The 20,599-nt window shown below is 61.3% G+C and carries 16 protein-coding genes and 1 tRNA gene; 5 read left to right on the forward strand and 12 right to left on the reverse strand.

All coding sequences use genetic code 11. The annotated features are described in order from the left end of the window. Positions 1 to 113 precede the first annotated feature (113 nt). Positions 114 to 189, reverse strand: a tRNA-Glu gene (locus IE111_RS00325). Between the two features lie 247 nt (positions 190 to 436). On the opposite strand from IE111_RS00325, the gene IE111_RS00330 reads away from it, so the two are divergent. Continuing rightward, positions 437 to 1,156 (forward strand): hypothetical protein, encoded by a 720-nt coding sequence (locus IE111_RS00330; protein WP_189606500.1) that lies wholly within the window; start codon positions 437 to 439, stop codon positions 1,154 to 1,156. Continuing rightward, a complete protein-coding gene (gene aceK / locus IE111_RS00335) occupies positions 1,143 to 2,867 on the forward strand; it encodes a bifunctional isocitrate dehydrogenase kinase/phosphatase (protein WP_229805072.1) in 1,725 nt (574 codons plus the stop codon). Before IE111_RS00330 ends, aceK begins: the two co-directional genes overlap by 14 nt. 6 nt (positions 2,868 to 2,873) lie before the next feature. Here aceK and IE111_RS00340 read toward each other — a convergent pair whose 3' ends face one another. Next, positions 2,874 to 3,341, reverse strand: a complete 468-nt coding sequence (locus tag IE111_RS00340) for a hypothetical protein (RefSeq protein WP_189606501.1) — start codon at positions 3,339 to 3,341, stop codon at positions 2,874 to 2,876. Positions 3,342 to 3,844: 503 nt separating this feature from the next. Between IE111_RS00340 and glgC the strand changes: the two genes are divergently transcribed. Then, positions 3,845 to 5,080, forward strand: a complete 1,236-nt coding sequence (gene glgC, locus IE111_RS00345) for a glucose-1-phosphate adenylyltransferase (protein ID WP_229805074.1) — start codon at positions 3,845 to 3,847, stop codon at positions 5,078 to 5,080. Further along, entirely contained in the window at positions 5,067 to 6,548 is a 1,482-nt protein-coding gene (gene glgA, locus IE111_RS00350; RefSeq protein WP_189606502.1) for a glycogen synthase GlgA, read from the forward strand. The genes glgC and glgA overlap by 14 nt, the downstream gene beginning before the upstream one ends. A 148-nt stretch (positions 6,549 to 6,696) precedes the next feature. On the opposite strand, the gene IE111_RS00355 is transcribed toward glgA, so the two are convergent. From IE111_RS00355 to guaB, 4 genes are all read right to left on the reverse strand, one after another. Beyond that, positions 6,697 to 7,878 carry an MFS transporter gene (locus IE111_RS00355; protein WP_189606503.1) on the reverse strand — a complete coding sequence of 394 codons (1,182 nt, stop codon included), beginning with the start codon at positions 7,876 to 7,878 and terminating at the stop codon, positions 6,697 to 6,699. 29 nt (positions 7,879 to 7,907) lie between these two features. Beyond that, positions 7,908 to 8,393 carry a tRNA adenosine(34) deaminase TadA gene (tadA, locus tag IE111_RS00360; protein ID WP_229805076.1) on the reverse strand — a complete coding sequence of 162 codons (486 nt, stop codon included), beginning with the start codon at positions 8,391 to 8,393 and terminating at the stop codon, positions 7,908 to 7,910. Next, the gene (gene guaA / locus IE111_RS00365; protein ID WP_189606505.1) at positions 8,393 to 9,970 is read right to left on the reverse strand and encodes a glutamine-hydrolyzing GMP synthase; all 1,578 of its coding nucleotides are present in this window, start codon (positions 9,968 to 9,970) and stop codon (positions 8,393 to 8,395) included. Before guaA ends, tadA begins: the two co-directional genes overlap by 1 nt. A gap of 75 nt (positions 9,971 to 10,045) precedes the next feature. Continuing rightward, the gene (gene guaB / locus IE111_RS00370; protein WP_189606506.1) at positions 10,046 to 11,515 is read right to left on the reverse strand and encodes an IMP dehydrogenase; all 1,470 of its coding nucleotides are present in this window, start codon (positions 11,513 to 11,515) and stop codon (positions 10,046 to 10,048) included. A gap of 248 nt (positions 11,516 to 11,763) precedes the next feature. Here guaB and xseA point away from each other — a divergent pair, with 248 nt between their 5' ends. Then, a complete protein-coding gene (xseA, locus tag IE111_RS00375; RefSeq protein ID WP_189606507.1) occupies positions 11,764 to 13,098 on the forward strand; it encodes an exodeoxyribonuclease VII large subunit in 1,335 nt (444 codons plus the stop codon). 416 nt (positions 13,099 to 13,514) lie between these two features. Here the strand turns inward: xseA and IE111_RS00380 are convergent, their stop codons facing one another. The 6 genes from IE111_RS00380 to hisS form a co-directional block, all read right to left on the reverse strand. Next, positions 13,515 to 14,399 carry an AraC family transcriptional regulator gene (locus tag IE111_RS00380; protein WP_189606508.1) on the reverse strand — a complete coding sequence of 295 codons (885 nt, stop codon included), beginning with the start codon at positions 14,397 to 14,399 and terminating at the stop codon, positions 13,515 to 13,517. A gap of 103 nt (positions 14,400 to 14,502) precedes the next feature. Beyond that, positions 14,503 to 15,168, reverse strand: coding sequence for a hypothetical protein (locus IE111_RS00385; protein WP_189606509.1), 666 nt, complete (start codon positions 15,166 to 15,168; stop codon positions 14,503 to 14,505). After that, positions 15,137 to 16,537 (reverse strand): ribosome biogenesis GTPase Der, encoded by a 1,401-nt coding sequence (gene der, locus IE111_RS00390; protein ID WP_189606510.1) that lies wholly within the window; start codon positions 16,535 to 16,537, stop codon positions 15,137 to 15,139. Before der ends, IE111_RS00385 begins: the two co-directional genes overlap by 32 nt. A gap of 599 nt (positions 16,538 to 17,136) precedes the next feature. Further along, entirely contained in the window at positions 17,137 to 18,282 is a 1,146-nt protein-coding gene (bamB, locus tag IE111_RS00395) for an outer membrane protein assembly factor BamB (protein WP_189606511.1), read from the reverse strand. Then, positions 18,282 to 18,929 (reverse strand): YfgM family protein, encoded by a 648-nt coding sequence (locus tag IE111_RS00400; RefSeq protein WP_189606512.1) that lies wholly within the window; start codon positions 18,927 to 18,929, stop codon positions 18,282 to 18,284. Before IE111_RS00400 ends, bamB begins: the two co-directional genes overlap by 1 nt. Before the next feature lie 303 nt (positions 18,930 to 19,232). Continuing rightward, a complete protein-coding gene (gene hisS, locus IE111_RS00405; RefSeq protein WP_229805177.1) occupies positions 19,233 to 20,480 on the reverse strand; it encodes a histidine--tRNA ligase in 1,248 nt (415 codons plus the stop codon). Between the last annotated feature and the right edge of the window lie 119 nt (positions 20,481 to 20,599).

Consider the following 20,599-nt stretch of genomic DNA (forward strand, 5'->3'; position numbering starts at 1 on the left):
CGGCGCTGTGGCACTGGTCGTCCTGATCATGATTTCGGACCTGTTGCTCACCGGCTATCGATCGTGGGTGGGTAAAAACAGAAAAGACAAACAGCGTTAGCACGCCGGAAGGATGGCGTCCCGTAGGGGACTCGAACCCCTGTTACCGCCGTGAAAGGGCGGTGTCCTAGGCCACTAGACGAACGGGACTGACCGGACAAAGGTGGCGCTCACATCGATGAGCGTCCGCCTGAATCGCCACGAGAGTCGAGACCCTCGATAACGAGAGGGCGCGACTTTAAGGAGGCGGATGAATTCTGTCAAGCAAATCTTTGTTTTCCTACGTTTTTTTGGATTACACTAAATAGACCACCAGACGAGATACGACATGGGCGCTTCGACCACCACAGTCATAGCCATTCTAGCCGTTGGCCTCATCAGCCTTATGGTGGTTGGTATGTTGATCATGCAGACCCGCCATCGCAATCTGGCCGTCACCCGGGACAAGTTGCTCAAACTGAACAATCAGTACCGCAAGCTGAACAACGTATTGCGCAACCTGCCAACGTCCTACCTGTCACCGGAGATGCGGGACTTTCTCTACCAGGCACTGCTGTTCAATCTCAAATCCCAGATGGAATTGAACCCGGATCAGCGCAAGTATCTGGACAGCGACTACAAGCAACTGGAACGAGAACGCGCCCAGGTACGCAAGCATCCGCCCAAACCGGAACCTCCGTCCCAGATCAATGCCGAGGAGACCAACCTCCACCGCCAGACACTCAAATCCTTTTATGCCTACATCAAGCGCAACTACGAAGCCGGTCACCTGAACAAGACCAACGCCGAGAAGATGCTGATGCAGGTGGAACTCAAGCTGGTGGAAACGGCGCTGGAGTATTTCAAGTTCCGGGCGCGCAACGCACTCAAACGGCACTACTACAAGGAAGCGCGTGTCGCGTACCAGAAAGCCATCGACACCATCGGCGCTTCCCGCCACAGCGAACAGTTCAAGCAGGAAGAAATCCAGTTGCGCAACCAGTTGAACAAAACCGTCGAGGAATGGCGCAACTACCGCGAACAACAGTCCGCCGGCCAGGCCGAAAAACTGGCGGAAGAGATGGAAGATCTGATAGAAGACCAGGAGAGCTGGAAGAAGAAGAATGTCTATGACTGACGACCAGGCCGCGCAGTTGGCCGACCTGATCCTGGCCGGTTTCGATCGACACTACCGCAAGTTCCGACACTATTCGCATTTGGCACGCGACGGTTTCCTGAAAGCCGAATGGCGATACCTGCAGGACATCCACCGCGAACGGGTCGACCTCTACGACGACCAGGTCGATCACTGCATCGCCACGCTGAAGGACCGCTTCGAACACCTCAGCCCCGAAGGCTGGCAGTCGGTCAAACAGGCCTACAGCAAGCGCCTGGAACGCCACCGCCAGCCCGACCTCGCGGAGACATTCTACAACTCGGTATTTTGTCGCCTGTTTCACCGTCGTTATTTCAACAACGAGCATATCTTCGTCGAATCCGACGCGCTCTGGCGGCACTATGAAACCGATGAAACACTCATTCGCCGCTACTGGGTCGACGGTAATCTCGAAGCCGTGTTCCTGAACATGTTAGAGGACATGGAACTGGGGTTGCCGCTGGAAAATCCGCATCGCGATGTCCGCCATCTGATGCACCGCTTCGCGCAGGAAGCCCCGAACCTGGCACGGGCGGCCAACCGGTACAGCATCGACCTGATCACGGCGCCCTTTTTTCGCAATAAGGCCTGCTACCTGATCGGGCGGTTGAACATCGATGGGGAAGCCCTGCCGTTCATTGTCCCGATTTTGAACAATGAAGACGGTCACCTTTACGCCGACACCCTCCTGGTCGACAGCAACGCCATGGCCATCGTCTTCGGTTTCGCAAGGGCGTATTTCTTCGTCGACACCGGCAGTCCGCTGGCCATCGTCAACTTTCTGCTGCGGCTGATGCCGTCGAAGACCCGGGCCGAACTCTATTCCTCCATTGGCCTGCACAAACAGGGCAAGACCCAATTCTACCGGGAGCTGCTGCAGCACCTCGACACCAGCCGGGACCGGTTCGAAGTCGCGCCCGGCATCAAGGGCATGGTGATGACGGTTTTCACCCTGCCCTCCTACCCCTATGTGTTCAAGATCATCAAGGACCGCTTCGCCCCGCAAAAGGAAATGACACGCCAGCACGTGAAGAACCAATACCACCGGGTCAAGCAGAACGACCGGGTCGGCCGCATGGCGGACACCTGGGAATTTTCCAAGGTCGCGCTGCCGCTGAACCGGTTTTCCGATGCATTGCTGGAGGAGCTGTCCAAGGTGGCCGCGTCCAATGTGCGACAGGAGGGCGAGCAACTGATCATCGAGCATTGCTACATCGAACGCCGCATGATCCCGCTCAACCTGTATCTGGAGGATCCGGCCTACGCGGGTCGCGAAGAAGCCGTGCTGAAGGAATACGGCCAGGCCATCAAGGACCTGGCCAAGGCGAATATATTTCCCGGGGACATGCTGCTGAAGAACTTCGGCGTCACCCGTCACGGCCGCGTGATCTTTTACGATTACGACGAAATCGACTGGGTCACGAACTGCAACTTCCGGCGCATTCCACCACCGCGCTATCCGGAAGACGAACTGGCTTCCGAACCCTGGTACAGCGTCGCGCCGAACGACATCTTTCCGGAGGAATTCGCCACCTTCCTGTTCAACGACAATCGTCTGGAAGCCGCGTTCCGGAAACACCATGGCGATTTGCTGGACGCCGACTACTGGACGGCGGTCCAGGCGGAGCTCAATGCCGGCAAGGTCGCGGACATCTACCCCTACCCGGACCACATCCGGGTCAAGCGCGCTTAAACGCGATCAACCCTGGTCGTTTCTCGGCTGCGGGGTCAAGGTCGCGGGGGATTGCAGGATCAGCCGCCCGGTATCGCCACTTTCGATGCGATAGCGCGCGCAGGCGTTGCCATCGCTGGCCTGACAGCGACCGAAGCCCTCGACAACGGCATCGAGCTGGCTTTCGAGAATGCGACGGTCCTCGGTGATGCAGACCAACTTGCCCGGCGCCAGTTCGGCTTCGCCCTCGGCCAGCGACACAGTCACCGACAACAAACAATGTGTCGGCCAGGATTCGCTCAGGGCGCCTTCCGGACTGCCGGCATCCCGGGGCTGGACCGTTACCGTTGTGGTTTCCGACAGTGTCTGCTCGGTCAGAGCAGCAATCTCAAGCTGGGCGTTGGTGGCCACTTGAATGGCGGCCTCTTCGGCCATGGCGGGGGCGGCCAGAGTGGCCAGGATGACGCTCAGGGACAGACCCAAAGGGGCTTTCATGCGCTACCTCGATGCTGAAACGATGAATCGCGGCGCATTCTACCAGAAATGCCGGAGATGTGAGTGTCGACCTTTGTCCGAATAGGTCCGAATCCGCGATGTACCGCCTCCCTTGCCATTTCCGGAAAAATCGGTACACAATGCGATAAAGGATATCGAAGAGGGTCAGCGTCGCCCACATGAACAAGAAATTGATAATCTTTCTCTTAATCGTCATCGGCTTCGTCGCCTTCCTGGTCTATATTGACCAGCGACGATCCAATCCCTGGGATTCCGACGTATTTTTCGGCACGATCCAACACCACCTGTATGGATAACAATCACAGAAGGCATCAGGAGGTGATCAAACTTCAATCAACAAGAACAACAATGCTCGTCAAAGACCGCTGAAGTTACCAAAGAAGCCATTAAACCAGTGGTCGCGCCAGCTAGAGCACGCTAAGCTGACGATGAAGTCACCTGGGCAGCCGACTGGCTACCCACACTGAAATAAGGGAAAGACTATGTCCGGCATCCTCTCTATGATTCTCGCCGGAGGCGAAGGCACCCGCCTGGCCCCCCTGACCTCCGTGCGCGCCAAACCCGCCGTCCCCTTTGGCGGCAACTATCGCATCATCGATTTCGTCCTGAACAACTTCGTCAACTCGGACCTGCTGCAGATCTTCGTGTTGACCCAGTTCAAGTCCCATTCCCTGATGAAACACATGAGTCGACGCTGGCGGGTGACAGGTCTCACCAACCGGTTCATCGACCCCATTCCCGCCCAGATGCAAATGGGCAAACACTGGTACCAGGGCACGGCCGACGCCATTTATCAGAACATCGAATTGGTCGAAGGCATGGACCCGGAAATTTGCTGCGTCTTCGGCGGCGACCATATCTACAAGATGGACGTGCGCCAGATGATCGAGTTTCACCGCAGCTACGAGGATGCCAAGCTGACGGTGGCCGCCATTCCCGTGCACGTAAGCCAGGCCGACCAGTTCGGCGTTATCGAGATCGATGAAAACAACAAGATGATCGGGTTTCAGGAGAAGCCGAAGAGCAACCCGAAGACGATCCCCGGGCGTCCGGACTATGTCCTGGCGAGCATGGGCAACTATGTATTCGACGCACCGACCATGGTCGAAAGCCTGAAGATCGATGCCGAACGCAGCGATTCGGTGCACGATTTCGGCCACAACATCATTCCCGACCTGTACAAGGCCGGCGTAGTCTACGTGTACGACTTTTCCACCAACTTCATTCGCGGCGAGCAGGAGCACACCGGCGGCTACTGGCGCGATGTCGGCACCATCGACTCGCTGTTCGAGGCCAATATGGACCTGCTCGCGGTCGACCCGCCCATCGACCTGTACAACCGCTTCTGGCCGCTGCGCAGCTATCACCCGGCGGTACCGCCGGCCAAATTCGTTCACGACGAGGCCAACCGCACCGGCCAGGCGATCAGCTCCATTGTCGCCGGCGGCTGTATCGTCTCCGGCAGTTTCGTGCACCGCAGTATCCTCGGGTACAACTGCCACGTGCACAGCCACGCCTATGTCGAGAACAGTGTCCTGATGGGCAATAACGACATCGGCCGCGGCGCCCGCATTCGTCGCGCCATGCTCGACAAGAATGTCGCCATCGCCCCCGGCACCGTCATCGGGGAGGACCCGGAAGCCGATCGCCGACGCTTCCACGTGTCCCCGAACGGTATTGTTGTCATCCCGAAAGGAGCACGCATTGGCTTCGACTGATCGTCCTTTGAAGATACTGGTCGTCGCCTCGGAAGTCGAAGGGTTGGTAAAAACCGGGGGCCTGGCGGACGTCGCCAGGGCCCTGCCGGCCACCCTCACCGCCCTGGGCCACGATGTACAGGTAGTCACCCCCGCTTACAGCCGTACCGAACCGATCTGGAGTCACTGGCCCAGCCAGTCGCTCTGTGTGCACCTGAACCTGTTCGACGAAACCTGGATGGCGGCCCGGACCGGTTCGCATGAAGGGTTGCCGCTGGTTCAACTGGAGCATGCCGAGAGTTTCGACCGGCCGGGCATCTACGACGACGGCCGCTGGCCCTACCCGGACAACGCCCGGCGCTTCGGCCTGCTCAGTAAAGGCGCGCTGCAGTGGTGCAAAGACAACGACTGGCGACCGGACATCGTCCACGCCAACGACTGGCAGGCGGCGCTGTGCTGTTTCTACCTGAAAGAGCACTTCAAATACGACACCTTTTTCGATAACACCCGCAGCCTGTTGTCCTTGCACAATGCCGCCTATCAGGGTCAGGTTCCAGCCAGTTGGTTGCAACCGCTCGGCATACACGAACAGTTCTTTCACCCGGGCGCGTTCGAGGATTTCGGTCAGATCAACCTGCTCAAGGGCGGCATTCGCTTTGCCGACGCGCTCTGCGCCGTCAGCCCCGGCTACGCCGATGAGTTGGTGACCGACCTCGGCGGACACGGGCTCGGCGCCCTCTTTCGCGATCGTTCCGACGCCCTGGTGGGCATTCTCAACGGGTGCGACTACGGCCAATGGTCACCGGAGACCGATCCGATGATCCCGGCCACCTATACCACGCCGGACGAACCGGGCAAGGCCGAATGCAAGCGTCGCCTGCAGCAGGAAATGGGGTTCGCCGAGCGGGACGTGCCACTGCTGGTCTCGGTCAGCCGCCTGACCGACCAGAAAGGCTTCCATCTGCTGATCCCGACGCTGTGGGAAGTGCTGCGCGAACGGGACATCCAGATCGCCCTGCTCGGTTCCGGCGACCCGCAGCTGGCCGCCCACCTGCACCGCCTGGCAAACCATTTCCCGGACAAGGTCGCCTTCGTCGAAGGCTACGACAACGCCCTGTCACACCGCATGGAAGCCGGCGGCGACGCTTTCCTGATGCCGTCCATCTTCGAGCCCTGCGGCTTGAACCAGATCTACAGCCTGCGCTACGGCACCCTGCCGCTGGTGCGCGCCGTCGGCGGCCTCAAGGACACCGTCGTCCCGCTCAGCGCCACCCAGCGCAACACCCGCAGCGCCACCGGCTTCATGTTCGAGGAACCGAGTGAAGCGGCGTTGCGCGCGGAGATCGAGCGGATGGTCGACGTCTACGAACGCAACCCCAAGCTGTGGCTGGCGATGCAGCGCAACGCCATGAAACAGCGGTTCGAGTGGGAGAGCGCGGCGCGGGAGTACCTGAAGACGTATCGTAGGATGCTGGGCGAGAACCTGTAGGGCAGAAGTGGTCCGACACATCGGGCCTCAGGCGACATCTGCCATGGCGGGCGCAACCCGCCTTTCTCTTTCATGGGGCCTAGCAGAGGGCTTCGCCCTCTCGGCAGATGTCGCCTGAAGCTCTTCTGCCCTACTTATTAAGCCGGCATCAGGTTCGATCCACACCCCGAATAGCCCCGAACCCGAAAAACACCAGCACCGCCGCCACGGCGGTGGTTCCGGCCCCCATCAGGAACACGACGCCCGCCCCGGTCCAGACATACCCGGACAACAGGTTGCCGCAGATCAGTCCCAACCCCATGCCGACGGAGACATAGAGCCCCTGCCCGAACCCCATCCGACTGGGTGGGAACAGACGGCCGACACGATGGATCGCCACTGAATGCACGACCCCGAACGTCAGCGCATGCAACGCCTGGAGTCCGAGTACCAGCGCGAAACTGCCCTCGACGAACGACAATACCGACCATCGCAGCACGGTGGCCGCGAGCGCCACGAACATCAGCTGTCGCTCGCTGAAGCGTTGAAACCAACGGGCGATGACCAGAAAGATGACGATCTCACAAATGGAACCGAAACTGATCAGAAAACCGATCTGGCTCGCCGGAAAGCCGCGCTCCTTGAGGAACAGGTCGAAGAAGGTGTTGTATGGCGCCATACCAATCTGCCAGAGGAACACCACGACCATCAGCACCGCGACCTGGCGCCAGTCGATCGGCACAGTTTCCAGGGATCGGGCCGTTTGGCGTTGTTTGGGGTCGGTCCGGGCTTCTTTCGGCACCAGCCAGGTCGTCCCCCACATGATGGCGCAGAGTACGCCACCGATCACCGGCAGGATGGTCACCGGCCAGTAATCCAGTGCGGTCCCCAACACCCAGACAACCACGACGTAACCGGCCGACCCCCACAGCCGAACCTGACCGTACCGGGAGCGGTCCCGGTCCAGCACGTTGATCGCCACACCTTCCATTTGCGGCAAGACGGCGGACAGGAAGATACCGAACAGGCCGAAGACGGTCAGATACCATATGAAATCGCCGCTTTTCAGCGACAGCAGATAAAACATCCCCATCAGCACGAATCCCAGGCGGATCAGCGGCAGGCGCTGCCCGGTCCGGTCACTGATCAGGCTGAACAGAAAGGGGGCGAAGATGTTGACGCCGAAGACGGTGGCGACAATAACGCCGATCTGGCGCGGGCTTAGCCCCTGGGCGGTCAGAAAACGGGCCAGATAGGGGGTGAAAACGCCGAACAGCGTAAAATAAGCCGCGTACATCGGCGACAGGCGCCAGGCTTTCTGGCGAAACGTCAGCTCCTGGGCTGAGGGCATTAGAACTCCTAGACGGCACGGGGCCGGGGCTATTCCGATCGGCTGGCCCGACGCAACGCCTTTTGGCGTTCACGGCGTTCAGCGAAAAAGCGGGACATCAATTCCGAGCATTCGGTTTCCAATACACCGCCGGTGACTTCAAGACGGTGGTTGTAAGGCCCATGGTCGAACAGGTGCAGGTTGGAGACCACGGCACCGCTCTTGGGTTCCGGTGCGCCGAAAACCAACCGCTGGATGCGGCTGTGCACCAGCAGGCCGGCGCACATGGTACAGGGTTCGACGGTCACATACAGCGTCGCCCCGGTGAGACGGTAGTTCCCGATCCGCTCGGCGGCTGTTCGGATGGCGACCATTTCGGCATGGGCACTGGGGTCGAGCCGGCCGATGGGCTGGTTGAAGCCCTCGGCCACAACCTCGCCCTCCTGCACCACCACGGCGCCTACCGGGACTTCCCCGGCATCAAAGGCGAGCCTGGCCTGAGCCAGTGCCCGCCGCATGGCGGTGACGTCGTCCATCACTCCCATTCGATGGTGGCGGGCGGCTTGCCGGAGATGTCGTAAACCACCCGGGAGATGCCGGAAATCTCGTTGATGATGCGGTTACTGACCCGCTCCAGCAGCTCATACGGCAGATGCGCCCAGCGTGCGGTCATGAAGTCGATGGTCTCGACGGCACGTACGGCGATCACCCATTCGTAACGACGGCCATCGCCGACGACGCCCACCGACTTGACCGGCAGGAAGACGGCAAACGCCTGGGACGTCTTGTGGTACCAGTCCGCCTTGTGCAACTCGTCGATGAAGATGGCGTCGGCCTCGCGCAGCAGATCGGCGTATTCCTTCTTAACCTCACCGAGGATGCGCACGCCGAGACCCGGCCCAGGGAACGGATGGCGGTAGACCATGTCGTAGGGCAGGCCCAGTTCCAGGCCGATCTTGCGGACCTCGTCCTTGAACAGCTCGCGCAGCGGTTCGACCAGTTCCAGTTTCATGTCCTCGGGCAGGCCGCCGACATTATGGTGCGACTTGATGACATGGGCCTTACCGGTCTTGCTGGCGGCGGACTCGATGACGTCCGGATAGATAGTGCCCTGAGCCAGGTAGGCGACGTCCGGGATCTTCGCCGCTTCCTCATCGAACACCTTGATGAACTCGTGGCCGATGATCTTGCGCTTCTTCTCCGGGTCGTCCTCGCCCTTGAGCGCATCGAGAAAACGGTCCTCGGCGTTGACGCGAATGACGCGGACACCCATGTGACTGGCGAAGGTGTCCATCACCTGGTCGCCCTCGCCCTTGCGCAGCAGGCCGTTGTCGACGAAGACACAGGTCAACTGCTCGCCGATGGCCTTGTGCAACAGCGCCGCCACAACGGAGGAATCGACACCGCCGGACAGCCCCAGAAGTACATGCTGGCCGCCGACCTGGTCGCGCACCCGGGCGGTCAGGTCCTCGATGATGTTGGCCGGCGTCCACAGGGCGTCACAGCCGCTCAGGGTGCGAACGAACCGCTCCAGGATGTCCAGCCCCTTCAGGGTATGGGTCACTTCGGGGTGGAACTGGATGCCGTAGAAACGGCGCGTGTCATCCGCGAAGCCCGCAATCGGACAGCTCGGCGTGGAGGCCATCAATTCAAAGCCTTCCGGCAGTGCGCTGACCTTGTCGCCGTGGCTCATCCACACATCCAGGAAATCGGCGCCGTCCGAATGGCGGTCGCTCAGGCCATCCAACAGCTTGGAAGCCGTGTCGACCTTGACCTCGGCATAGCCGAACTCCTGCTCTTTCGAACCGATCACGGCACCGCCCAACTGCTCCGCCATGGTCTGCATGCCGTAGCAGATGCCCAATACCGGCACGCCCAGGTCGAACACGGCTTCCGGCGCTCGCGGGCTGTCGTCGGCATGCACGGACTCCGGCCCGCCGGACAGGATAATGCCCTTGGGGTCGAAGGCGCGGATCTCGTCCGAGGTCATCTCATAGGTGTGGATCTCGCAGTAGACGCCGAGCTCGCGCACGCGGCGGCCGATCAACTGGGTGTACTGGGATCCAAAGTCGAGGATCAGGATTTTCTGGGCGTGAATGTCGAGGTGGCTCATATCGGTTTCCGGCTGGGTCAAACGACAGGCACCGGCTTTGCGCCGGTGCCTTCTCAGAATAGCGAACGGGCTGGATCAGGCCAGGCGGTAGTTCGGCGCTTCCTTGGTGATCTGCACATCGTGCACGTGGGATTCCTTCACGCCGGCCCCGGTGATTTGCACGAATTCCGGTTTGGTGCGCATCTCTTCGATGGTACGGCAACCGGTGTACCCCATGGAGGCGCGCAGACCGCCCATCAACTGGTGCACCACGGCGTTGAGCGGGCCCTTGACCGCGATGCGACCTTCGATGCCTTCCGGGACCAGCTTCTCGACGCCGCTTTCGACGGTCTGGAAGTAGCGGTCGCTGGACCCCTGGGTCTGGCCCATGGCCCCCAGCGAGCCCATGCCGCGATAGCTCTTGTAGGCGCGGCCCTGGAACAATTCGACCTCACCCGGGGATTCGTTGGTGCCGGCGAACATGCTGCCCGCCATGATCACGGAAGCCCCGGCCACGATGGCCTTGGCGATGTCGCCGGAGAAACGGATGCCACCGTCGGCGATCAACGGAATTTCGGTATCCCGGAGTGCTTCGGCGACATCGGCGACGGCCGACACCTGAGGCACGCCGACACCGGCGACGATGCGGGTGGTGCAGATGGAACCCGGACCGATGCCGACCTTGACGCCGTCGGCGCCGGCTTCGGCCAGGTCACGGGCCGCCGCGGCGGTGGCGATGTTGCCGCCGATGACGTCGACCTGCGGGTAGTTTTCCTTCACCCAACGCACCCGGTCGATCACGCCCTTGGAGTGACCGTGCGCGGTATCGACAACGATGACGTCGACACCGGCGCGCACCAGGGCATCGACCCGGTCCGGCGTTTCCGGACCGGTACCGACGGCGGCACCGACACGCAGACGGCCGTCACTGTCCTTGCAGGCATTGGGGAAGGCCTGGGCCTTGTTGATGTCTTTGACGGTCATCAGGCCGCGCAGTTTGAAGTCGTCGTCCACCACCAAGACTTTCTCGATGCGGTGCTCGTGCAGCAGATCGCGCACGTCTTCCGGGCTGATGCCTTCCTTCACCGTCACCAAACGGTCGCGTTCGGTCATCACAGTGTCGATGCGGGCATCCAGGTTCTTCTCGAAGCGCACATCCCGGCTGGTCACAATGCCGACCAGATCGTCGCCATCCATGACCGGAACGCCGGAGATGCTGTTTTCACCGGTCAGGGCAAGCAGCTCTCGCACGGTGGCGTCTTTCTGGATGGTGATGGGATCACGCACGACACCGGCTTCGAATTTTTTCACCAGCCGGACCTGTTGCGCTTGCTGCTCGATCGACATGCTTTTGTGAATGATGCCGATGCCGCCCTCCTGGGCCATGGCAATGGCGAGGCGACCTTCGGTCACGGTGTCCATGGCGGAGGACATCAAGGGGATGTTCAGCTCGATGTTCCGGGTCAGACGGGTTTTCAGCGTGACATCCTTGGGCAGGACCTCGGAGTATCCGGGGACCAACAGAACATCATCGAACGTAAGAGCGGTTTGGGCAATGCGCAACATGGTGGACTTCCCTCCTGGCGACGTGGGAAATGATAGACAAGTCTCAGAGGGACCTGCCTGAGTTGGCGCGGCATTATAACCATATTTGCAGACAAACAAAGTTTTATGGTTTAATCGGCGGTTTATATAAGCTGCCCCAATGCGGGCCAGTATTTGGGCGGCGTTGGCCGGCCTGGTAAAAGACCGTCTTGCGCTCCGCCATCGTTTCCCTCTACCCTTCCCGGCCAAGCTTCGACTCTACGGACCCCATGGCCCTGACCGATCCCGATAAGCCGCTGACCGTCAGCCAACTGAACCATCAGGTCAAATTTCTGCTGGAAACCCAGTACCCGGCCATTCCCGTGCTCGGCGAACTGTCCAATGTCGCCCGTCCGGCTTCCGGCCACATGTACTTCACGCTGAAGGACAAGGGCGCCCAGGTCCGCTGTGCTCTGTTCAAGTCGACGCTGTCGCGGTCCCGCTACAAACCGAAGGAAGGCGACCAGGTGCTGCTGCGCGGCCGGGTCAGTCTGTACGAGGGTCGGGGCGACTATCAGATCATCGTCTCCAGCATCCAGCCTCAGGGAGAAGGTGCCTTGCAGGCGGCGTTTTTCCAACTGAAGGAAAAACTGGAACGCGAAGGCCTGTTCGCGCCCGAACACAAGCAGCCGCTGCCGTCCCGCATTCGTCGCATCGGCGTTATCACCTCGCGCACCGGCGCCGCCCTGCACGACATCCTGACCGTACTCGAGCGCCGCTACCCGGCGATGGAGGTCATCCTCTACCCGGTCGCGGTCCAGGGAAACGAGGCGCCGCCTCAGATCATCGCCGCCATCGAAACCGCCAACCGTCTGAAACAGGTCGATGCCCTGATCGTCGGGCGCGGCGGTGGTTCGCTGGAAGACCTCTGGAGTTTCAACGACGAGGGCGTGGCCCGGGCCATTCACGCATCCGACCTGCCCATTGTCTCCGCCGTGGGGCACGAGGTGGATGTCTCCATCAGCGACTTTGTCGCCGATGTTCGCGCCGCGACCCCGTCCCAGGCAGCCGAGCTGGTCAGCCCCGATCAGGCCGATCTCTACCGCGCCCTGCAGATTCGGGAGGAGCGACTGATTCGCGCCTGGCGCGCCCAGTACACCCACTGGCAGCGCACTCTGGACCATGCCCGACAGCGGCTGCGCGACCCCGGCACTCTACTGCGTGAGTGGCAACAGCGACTGGATGAGCGCCAGAGCCGGTTGCACCGGGCGTTTACCGTAGGCCAGCAACAACGCCGGGAACGGTTCCGGAATCTGCAGGACCGGCTGAAACGGGTGAGCCCGGTCAATCGGTTGAAGGCGGACCGCAAGCAATTGGACAGTCTGAAGGTCCGTCTCAAACGCACCGGTCCACAACAGACGCGCCCGCACCGCCAACGGTTACAGGCTCTGATCGGCAAGCTCAATGCCCTATCGCCATTGAACACCCTGGAACGCGGCTACAGCATCACCCGGGACGAACACGGCAACGTCATCCAACGTGCAGACGACCTGAAACCCGGTGACAAGATCACCTCAATCCTGCGGGACGGCCAGGTGATCAGCCAGGTGGAACGCATCGAATAGCCTTGGGAGGCCTGGGTTCTTCCTGCCTGTGCCTCCAGGACGCTGGGGTGCCACCGTCTTTGGAGCCTGGGTTGGTATCCCAGCCAATGGCCCGTGCCGGATACAGGGGGGCGCTTCCTCGGGGTCGCCGTGTATACATCCATGTAGGCTAGACGGCGGCATCCATGCCGCCCACTCCCCCGATGAAACACCCCCCTGCATCCGTCACTCACTCCGCGATGCTACCCGAAGTCCCACGCTCCCCCGTGTCTCGGGTCAAAACAGCCCGTACGGTGGGCACCGCCCACCAAAATAACCACCAACACCTGCCATCTTCACATTACGTAGGTTGGATCGGTCCGACGCTTCGGTAGCGCGAAGCGACGTAATCCGACAATCCAAGCCAACACCCTATCCTACCGATCGATGCTTTCGGTTCATCTCAATGGCAGATAAACATCCGTCCGCATATCCCGCTCAGGCACATCCGGAAACAGATTCAACCGCTCAAAAAAGATCGGGAAATCACGCAGCTCCTCGCCACTGTCCGGCAACCACTCCCCATACAGGTACTGAACCGTCTCAGCCAGGTTTGTATCCGATCCGTGGTGCCGCAACACCGCACACCGCCCCGCCGGAATCCGGCTGGTCTCGACACCGTGTTCATTGGGCTCGACATCCCCTCGAATCGACGCGGCGATGCCGAACCGATAGTCGTCGGCCGGCACCTGCTCCGGATCGTTGTAGAGGATATTGAAGGTCCGGCTGACGCTGGGCGACGGGCCATGCGTTTTGCGCCAGTCGATAAAGCGCCGAATCGAGCGGTTCAGTCCGGCGGGTGGGCCTTGATGGACCAGCATTGCGATCGGGGTGTCTTCGAAGTCCACGATCTGGACGTCTTGGTGATGTTGACCGTTTTTCATAACGGGCCTCCCAGGCGTTTCGATGGATTGCATCAGTTGATGCCAGGGTGTCCAGTCCGGCGATTTTCGAAACTCCGAGGGGCTTTGTCCCAGGCTCTGGCGAAAGGCGCGGGAAAAGGCTTCGGCGCTGTTGAAGCCGGCCTCCAGGGCGATGTCCAGCATCGCGTGGTCGCGCCGAAATGCCAGCCGATACCCGGCCCGCCTCATGCGCAGCCATTGGGTGTAGCGAAACACGCTGACCCCGAAATAGTTCGAAAACTGCCGCTGGAAATGAAACTTCGAACACAGCGCCACCTCGCTCAACTCTTCCAGGCCCGGATTGGCGTCGAGATGGGTCTCGATGTAGTCCAGGACGCGCTGGAAGCGTTGGTGGTAGCGGTTCATGGCACTTTGGTTCATTCGGATTCCCCCTTGGCGAGGAGTACTTTAGGGGGTGTCCCTCGGCGGGTCTTGATGATTGTTGCGGTGTCCGGGTCCGGTCGATGGGCGGACGGTGCCCGCCCTAGCGCTTCAGTGCCTGTTCCAGTATGGATTCGCATTGGGACAGTTGCGCCTCCCGTTCCTGCAAGGCTTCGCGCGGGACCGTGCTCAGCTCCTGGAGCAGTGTCTCCCACCGTTTCTCGAAGACCTTTCGCGACAGCATGACGGCGTTGTACATCGACTTCGCCTGGCTGCGGCGAATCTCGCCGCCGCGCGCCAGGGCTTCCAGCCCCTGGTAGCAATCGTATTCGAGTGTGTTCATGTCCGCGAGCATCGGCTGTACCCGCTCCCATTGCCGGGGGGTCAGTTCGGTGAACCATCCCGTTTCACAGGCGAGGTTCGGGATGCCCATGAAATAGGATTGCAGTCCCCGATAGTCCCGGGGGATGCGCTGGCTGCGCCGGCATTCCGAACTGACCAGAGCGGACTGTTGTTCGAGGTTTTGCGAAACCTGCGCCCACAGAGTCGATTCGCACCAGGCCAAACCCTGGGCCGGGCCGCTGGGTCGCGGGTTCTGGTGACGGTCGAGCAGGTATCGGGGGTAGAGTTCGAACGTCAGCAGCGGCTGCTGAACGACCCGGGCCAGGGTCGTCTGGCAACGCTCGAACTGGGTGGTCCCGGCCGCCTGAACCCAGGCGGCGAGCAGCCAGCCGAGGCTAGCGGCGGCGAGAAGACCGGCCTTTCGCACGCGCTTTGGCCTTGTGTTGCTGCGCCTTACCGGAAGGCTTGTTGGCATAGGGGTTCTCCCCGACCCGGAATTCGAAACGAATGGGCGTGCCGCGCACTTTCAACGCCTTGCGGAAGGCGTTTTCCAGATAGCGTTTGTAGCTGCCCGGCAGTTCGTTCAATTGGTTGCCGTGCACCACGATGACCGGCGGGTTCGAGCCGCCCTGGTGGGCGTAGCGGGGCTTGATGCGACGGCCGCGCACCATAGGCGGTTGGTGCAGCTCGATCACGCCCTGCAGCACACTGGTGAGCTGGTTGGTGCTCCATTTTTGCCGCGCAGAGTGGTACGCCAGGTCGACGGACTTGTAGAGATGGCCGACGTTGGTGCCGTGCTTGGCGGAAATGAAGTGGATGTCGGCCCAGTCGAGGAACGGCAGCCGGCGATCGACGGCTTCCTTGACCTTGTCCTTCTGCTCGGGGTCCAGTCCATCCCATTTGTTGATGGCGACGACCAGCCCCCGGCCAGATTCGAGCACGAACCCGAGCATGTGCATGTCCTGTTCGACCAGGCCGTCGCGCGCGTCGAGCACCAGGATGACGACGTTGGCGTCCTGTATGGCCTGCAGGGTCTTGACGATGGAGAACTTCTCGACCGCCTCGGATACGCTGCGCCGACGACGCACACCGGCGGTGTCGATCAGAGTGTAGGTCTGGTCGTCCCGCTCGTAGGGGATGTAGATGCTGTCCATGGTGGTGCCGGGATGGTCGTAGACGACGACCCGCTCTTCACCCAGCATGCGGTTGACCAGGGTGGACTTGCCGACGTTCGGCCGGCCGACGATGGCGAGCCGGATGTTGTCCGCTTCGTCGACGTCGAGATCCAGGTCGGTTTCCGGTTCCGGGAAGTCTTCGAGGGCGTCTTCGAGCAGCGAACGCACGCCGCGGTTATGCGCGGCGGCGATGGGCATGGGGTCGCTGGCGAGGCCCAGTTCGTGGAAATCGCCAAGGACGACGTCGGTGTCCAGGCCGTCGGTTTTGTTGACGACGAGGATGACCTTTTTGCCGGTTTTGCGCAGGTGCTGGGCAATGTGATTGTCGGCGGCGGTGACGCCGGCCTGGGCGTCGGTGATGAACAGGACGACGTCGGCTTCGTCGATGGCGGCCAGGCTTTGCTGCGCCATCTCGGCGTCGAGGCCTTCTTCGAACCCGCTGATGCCACCGGTGTCGATGACGATGAAGGGGCGTTCGCCCAGTTTGCCTTCGCCGTATTTACGGTCACGGGTGAGGCCGGCCCAGTCGGCGACGAGGGCATCGCGGGAGCGGGTGAAGCGATTGAAGAGGGTCGATTTGCCTACGTTGGGGCGGCCGACTAGGGCGATTACTGGGATCATGTTGGTTCCAATGCCATCTCGGCTAGAGAAAATTGTTTAGTGCTTGTTTGGGTTGTGGTTGAACCCGTGACGGATACCCGATTCAGCCGGGTGCCTTGGTCCGCGCCGGCTACCCGGGACACCCTTTCGGGGTCGCCGTGCACCCATCCATGGGGGCTTGACCACAGCATCCTTGCTGTGAACATCCCCGAAAGGGTGTCCCGGGCATCCGTCGCTATATCTGTGGTATTTGGGTATCCGTCACTAGTCTACCGATTGAATACCATATTTATTCTGCTTGCCACCTCAGTCCGGTAGGGTGGGCACCGCCCACCAGTCTGCGGTAAGCAACCACCGCACATGACGTTCAGCCAAGAGACACGCTGGAGCCAACGTATCCTTCTCTGGTGGGCAATGCCCACCCTACTTGAATAGCCTTCCATTTTTGCCACTTTACCCGGTTCGAGCCAATTTAGGCTAGCGCCGGGTGCCGGGTAGACCCAGGCGGGGATGTCGGCCGCCAGGACGGCGGCCGCCAAGCCCCCATGGACGGGTTCATGGCGACCCCGACTGGGTCTACCCGGCAGCCGGTGCGGGCTCCCGGCACATAATAGGCCGTACTAATTTGCCCGTCTCTCGAACGACAACCGCTTAATCCGTGAGCTGTTTCCCTGTTGCAGCAGGTAGTCTCCCATCACCATCGGCGCGGTGTTGACGCCGGTCCAGTCGATCTCGCGGGAGACGAGCCAGTCGCCGGTTTCGGCGTCGAGCAGGTGGACATAGCCTTGAGCGTCGGAGACCGCCAGGGCGTCTTTCCAGGGGACGACTTTGCTGAGGCGGCGATACGTAAATTGGTCCTGGGTCCATACTGGGTCGAGGGTGTTGGGGTCGAGGGCGAGGACGCGACTCTTGTCGTTGACCGCGTACCAGTACTGCTCGCCGGGGACGATGGCCCGGTAGGTGGACAGCGGTTTGGAGGCCAGGACGCGGCCACTGGCGGCTTCGATAACGAGCATGTCGCCCTGGTAGCCGGCGGCGAGAATCATGCCGTCGACGACGGAGACGCTGGCGTCGACATCGACCAGGCGGCTGACGTCGGTTTTGCCCTGGGCTCGGGCAATGCGGTATTCCCAGGCTGGGGACCCGTCGTTGAGGTTGAGGGCGACGAGCTTGCCATTGGCGAGGCCGGTGACGACGAGGTTGTCGATGACGGTCGGCCGGGCGGTGCCGGTGATGGTGAGCTCCGGCTGGGCGTCCTGGTAGACCCAGAGGGCACGCCCGGTGTTGCGTTCCAGTGCGCTGATACGGCCGTCGGTAGTCTGCACGATGATGCGGTCTTCGAGCAGTACGGGAGCCTCGGTGGCCAGGGCGGCGATGGGTGTGCGCCAGAGGGTGTTGCCGTTCCAGTCGAGCAGCTGCAGGTCGCCATTGCCGGTGACGACGGCCATTTGGCGGTTGTCGGCCGCTACGGGGGCGCTGATCTGGTCGGCGATCTGGCGACGCCAGATGAAGTCGCCCTCGGGTGACATCAGCACGACCTCGCCGAACGGTGAGGCGGTAAGGATGCCCCGGTCGGTGAGGGTCGGCGCGATGCGGTGGAACGGGACCTCGGTGTAGAACGGGATGAGGATGTGCCACCAGTCGATGTTCAGCTTCGCTTTGGTCGGTACGTCCGCCGGCAGCGGCTCGGGCGCTTCTTTGAGCGGGCCTGAGATGCAGCCGGTGAGCGCGACCAGAAGCAATGTTGCGAGGGCCGTGGTCCGCATCAGGCGTTATCTTCCTCGGCGGCCGACGCGAGGTCGTCCAGCTTCATTTTCAGATAACGGCTGTCCATGCCCTGCTCCTGGGAGGCGTCGAAGGCAGTCTGGTAGGCGGAACGCGCGGCGTCGGCCTGACCCTGGACGGAGAGGATGTCACCGCGCAGTTCGTTGACGGCGACTTCGAACCCTTCGACGTCGATGCTATCGAGGGTGGACAGGGCGTTGTCGAGTTGGTCGTTGGCGAACTGGACGCGAGCCTTGCGCACCTGGATGACGGGCTTGAGGCTGTCGTCGGCGCGCTCTATCGCCCAGTCAAGTTCGGTCTCGGCGGCGTCGAGGTTGTCCTGTTTGACGGCGTCTTTGGCGGCCTGGAGAGCGGCGTAGACGGCGTAGGTGGTGCCGCTGTATTCGGATTTGAGGGTGGAGATCAGGGCGCCGCGCTCGTCAAAGGTGCTTTCCGGGTCCTGGGCGAGGTCGAGCAGGTTGGAATAGACGGCGGAGGCGGCTTCCTGTTTGGACTGGACGGAGTTCTGGTAGAAGGTCCAGCCGAAATAGGCTATCAAACCGGCGAGCAGGACGCCGATGACGAGGTTGCCATAGGTGTTCCACCATTTTTTGATCGCTTCAATCTGTTCTTCTTCAGTATCGTACACCTTGCTACTCCCAGTTGGGGACGCCCGGGCGTCCTGTGTTGCGGTCCTTCCGGACGGTTGTTGGTTGCTGTGCCTTGGGTTGCCTGGGTTGCCACGGCCCTGTTGGGTTGGTTGCCGGGAACCCGCACCGGACGACGGGGTAAGCTTCTCCGAGGACCGCTGTAAACCCGTCCATGGGCGCTTAACTTCGGCATCCATGCCTCAGATGTCCTCTCCGAAGCATACCCCGCCGACCGGCGCTGGCTGTTCATGCCAGCCTATGCATCCAAGACAGTACAAGCCGGATATTCGTGCCGGCGTTGGTTAAATCAATTCCTGTATAGCTTTCGAGAGTTCGTCCCAGCCGATGCTCTGCTGTTCTTTCTCTTCCCGCAGGAACTTTATGCCGACGGTCCGGTCCTGCACTTCCTGCTCACCCAGGATCAGGGCGATGCGCGCGCCGGATTTGTCGGCTTTTTTCATCTGGCTCTTGAAGCTGCCACCCCCGCAATGGGACTGAACACGCAGCCCGGGTACGTCGCTGCGGAGCTGTTCGGCCAGGGCCATGCCCGCTTCCTCAGCCGCCGAACCCGCCATGATGACATAAGCGTCGACGGTATTGAAAACCGAAGCGGGAATTTTGTTCAAGGTTTCGAGCATGAGGATCAGGCGCTCGATGCCGAGGGCGAAGCCGGCGGCGGGAGTGGGTTTACCACCCAGCATGGGGACGAGGCCGTCGTAGCGGCCGCCGCCGCAGACTGTGCCCTGGGCGCCGAGGCTGTCGGTGATCCATTCGAAGACGGTGCGCGAGTAGTAGTCGAGCCCGCGTACGAGGCGCGGGTTGATGGTGTAGTTGATGCCGGCTTTGTCGAGCAGGCGGCACAGGGTCTCGAAGTGCTCGCGGGATTCGTCGTCGAGGTAGTCGTCGAATGTCGGTGCGTCGTCCAGCAGGGCCTGGGTGCTTTCCGATTTGCTGTCGAGGATGCGCATCGGGTTGCTGTACAGGCGGTTCTGGCTGTCTGCGTCGAGCTTGTCCTTGACGGTTTCCAGGTAGTCGACCAGGGCTTTGCGGTAACGTCCACGGGCCTCTGAACTACCGAGGGTGTTGAGGTTCAGGGTGACGTGCTCGGTCAGGCCTAGGTTGTCGAGCATCCGGGCGGTCAGCAGGATCAGTTCGGCGTCCACGTCGGGAGTGGCGATGCCGAAGGTTTCGGCGCCGATCTGGTAGAACTGGCGGTAGCGGCCTTTTTGCGGACGCTCGTAGCGAAACATGGGGCCCTGGTACCACAGGCGCTGGACCTGATTGTGTAGCAGGCCGTTTTGCAACGCGGCACGCACACAGCCGGCGGTGCCTTCGGGACGCAGGGTGAGGCTGTCACCGCCGCGGTCGTCGAAGGTGTACATTTCCTTTTCGACGATGTCGGTGTGTTCGCCGACACCGCGTTCGAACAGGGCGGTGGGTTCGACCACGGGCATGCGGATTTCTCGATAGCCGTATTGGTCGAGCACGGCTTTAACCTGGCCTTCGAGGTACTGCCATACCGGACTCGCGTCCGGCAGGATGTCGTTCATGCCACGAATGGCTTGTAGCGTGGACAAGGTGTGTCTCCTTGAACGGTAACGGGGTTTGTGGAATGCGGTGGTTCCACGGTGTTGGATTACGGTCCTGCGGACCTAATCCAACCTACGAA

Origin of the sequence: Saccharospirillum salsuginis (genome assembly GCF_014651855.1) — a bacterium.
GTDB classification, from domain to species: domain Bacteria; phylum Pseudomonadota; class Gammaproteobacteria; order Pseudomonadales; family Natronospirillaceae; genus Saccharospirillum; species Saccharospirillum salsuginis.